Source organism: Reyranella soli (assembly GCF_007992495.1).
GTDB lineage: Bacteria > Pseudomonadota > Alphaproteobacteria > Reyranellales > Reyranellaceae > Reyranella > Reyranella soli.
This window is the reverse complement of the sequence record NZ_BKAJ01000322.1, coordinates 1-3,101: the sequence shown is the minus strand read 5'-3', so window position 1 is coordinate 3,101 and position 3,101 is coordinate 1. Positions and strand designations below refer to the sequence as shown.

Sequence of the window (3,101 nt, the reverse complement as noted above, 5' to 3'; positions counted from 1 at the left end):
GCGCGCCCGAGCCCAGTCGCCCTTGGCCACGAGGCGCCACCCTTCGCCGTGGTGGACTACGCCCAGAGCAAAGTTCTCTGTCGGGACGGCAAGCCTGAGTGTCTCCTGCGAGTGCGCCGCCGCTTCAGTAAATCGTCCGAGTTCGGCTAGGCTTCTGACCAGCCAATAGCGATTATGAAACGACCCAAGGTGCCGCTCAATCCAGTAGGAATGCTCGACCTCGACGGCAAGATTTCCATTGGCCAAGCTCACCACCCGCTCGTACTCCGCACGCTCATAGTGCACATTCTCAAGGATGGCATTCGCCATGCTGAGAAGCGCCCGATCGCTTAGACGATCGGCGATCCTGAGAGCCCGGGAGGTGTTGGAGAGGGCTTCATCAAGCTGGCCGCTCCGGCAATTGTGAACTGCCAGAAGCACATCGACACGCCCACTCCTGATTTCGTCGTTCAACTTTTCTGCCAGATCGGCGGCTTCCTGCAAGCGCTGCACAGCCTCTCGCGGTTCACCGCTGCGGCCGAGGGCAGCGTTAATGTGGAGGCGTATGTCGAAGCCCTGCTCTAGCTTCAATCGGCTATGCGGCAACCTTTCCAATGCATTGAGTGCTTGATCGTACCAACTCAGGGCGCTCTGATGCGCGGAGTGCCGGCTGGCCTTCTTGCCGGCCTCGAAGAGGTACAATACGGCCTTTTCGAGCAAGTCGCCGCTCAGCGCGTGGTGGGCCAGCAGCTCGACTTGCTCACCAAAACGATTGTGATGCAAGCGCTCGATGGCTGCAAAAATCCGAGCGTGTAGTTCGCGGCGATGCTGCTGCAACAAGCTGCCATACGCAACGTCCTGGGTGAGCGAGTGCTTGAAGTTGTACTCGCGATCGGAAACCAGATCTGTCTCGTAGAGGAAATCAGCGCTCTGCAGACGATCGAGCGAATGACGAAGCGCTTCGTCCGGCAGTTCGGCGACGGCTCGCAGCAGGGGCAACGGTATTTGCTTGCCGATCACGGCGGCGAGCTGCAGAAGACGTTTGTCTTCGGCGGAGAGCCGATCGATGCGAGCGGCAAGCATCACCTGAACGCTCGCCGGGACCTCGATGACCTCGACCGGCCGGGTCGGGCGATAGAGGCCCAGCGACCCCTCCAGCGCCTTGGTTTCCATCAAGGTCCGTACCGCCTCTTCGAGGTAGAACGGCGTTCCGAGGTCGAGGAGGCGCTCCTTGAGCGGTGCTGTCCCAGGATCGTAGCCAAGGAGCGCGTCCAGCAGTTCGCGGGCGCTGTCGGTGGGGAGCGCACCCAGCGATATCTCGCCATAGTGCGGTTTGCTGCTCCAGCCATGTCGGTATTCGGGCCTATACGTCGCAAGCAACAGAATGCGCGTTGCGCCAAGGTCTTCGACCAGGCCGTCTAGCAGTGCCTGCGTCTCGCCGTCGATCCAGTGCAGGTCCTCGAAGACTAGGACGACTGGCTGTTCGCGCGCTATCCGCAGCAGCAGGCGACGCACGGCGTCAAGTGTACGCTGCCGCCGCTGGGCAGGGTCGAGCGCCTGCCACGCGGCGTCTTTCACCGGCAGATCCAGCAAGGCCAGCAAGGCGATGAGCGCCTCCTCGAGTGCTGGATCGAGCGCTAGTAGCTTGTCAGTAACCTTGTCGCGAATGGCCTGGAGGCTGTCCTGGTCCTGGATCTTGAAGTAGCTCTTGAGGAGATTGACGACGGGCAGGTAGCTCATCGCCTTGCCGTAAGAGACCGCGCCGCACTCGAGCACTAGCCATGTCTCCACGCTGTGCGAGTGAGTGAGTTCGTAGACGAGTCGTGATTTGCCGATCCCGGCGTCGGCGATGAGGGTTACGATTTGACCCTGACCATCGCCGGCAAGCTGCCTGGCGGCCCGAAGCTGCTCCAGCTCGGCGTCGCGTCCGACGAAGCGTGTAAGCCCCCTACGGGCGACGGCCTGGAACCGGGTGCGCGCCGGGCCGGCACCTGTTAGTTCGTAAAGTTCCAGTGGCTCGGCAAGCCCTTTGACCGGCACAGGGCCCAACGACCTAGTCATGGCAAGGCCTTCGGCAAGCCGAAGCGTGGACGGCGTGAGCAGGATGCTGCCTGGGCTCGCGAGTTGCTCCATGCGCGCAGCCAGGTGCGTGGTTCGCCCCACGGCTGTGTAGTCCATACGGAGATCACTGCGGATGGTGCCTACAACAACCTCACCGGAATTCAGTCCGACGCGGATCTGCAGGTTCACGCCATAAGCATGGAACACCTCCTCGGCGTGGCGCTTCACCCGCTCTTGCATCCGCAGCGCTGCGAAGCAGGCGCACACGGCGTGATCCTCGTGAGCGAGAGGAGCGCCGAACAATGCCATAATCCCGTCTCCGGCGGCTTGGTTGACGATTCCTTCGTAGTGGTGGACGGCCTCCATCATGTGATCGAGGATCGGATCGAGAAGCTTGCGCGCCTCCTCAGGATCACGGTGGGCCAATAGCTCCGTCGAGCCCTTGAGGTCAGCGAACAGGACCGTTACCTGCTTGCGTTCACCTTCGAGGGCGGCCTTTGAGTTCAGAATTTTATGGGCCAGATGTTCCGGTGTGTAGGTATCAGGCGCCCCAATTGATGACTGTGCGTCTTGGGCCATGCCTGTTGGCCGCCCGCACTCTAAGCAGAACTTAGCCGTCGAGGGCAGCTGTTGACCGCAGTGCGTACAGGAGCTTGCGAGCAAAGGCGCCCCCAAGAGTAGACCAGCTGACGTCAATTTTGGCGCTAACGCTGCGGCTGCGTCGCTGCTAGCCAGGTTGCAGCCGATAACTATCTTACCGATTTCCCGCTGCGCGTCCTACCCATTCTGGCGCGTCACGTCCTGTTTTCTCACCGATCAGGTCGAAGTCCGCACGGCGGGCAGGCCTTAATGGCGTGGGCGGTGAGCAACGCGCGTGTTTGAGCCGAAAGGCAATGCCATCACCATTACCAAGCAGGCCTCTGGCGCCGCCAAGATCGACCCGCTCATGGCATGGCAGCCTTCAACGCAATCGCGTGGATGGCCGCCAACCCGGCGTCGTCGCAGCGAGAATATTTGTGATCTAGCAGTTTGCTGAAGAACCTTTGAGTCGAGTGTATCTT

At 61.2% G+C, this 3,101-nt stretch carries 1 protein-coding gene and 1 pseudogene; both read right to left on the bottom strand.

Annotated features, from left to right (window positions below; translation table 11 throughout):
- Positions 1-2,619: ATP-binding protein (locus tag RSO01_RS46385; RefSeq protein ID WP_147157411.1), on the bottom strand; the 2,619-nt coding region annotated here is incomplete at its 3' end.
- A 9-nt stretch (positions 2,620-2,628) separates the two neighbouring features.
- Positions 2,629-2,703: pseudogene (locus RSO01_RS50240) on the bottom strand (zinc-ribbon domain-containing protein); the annotation flags it as partial.
- Positions 2,704-3,101: the final 398 nt, after the last annotated feature.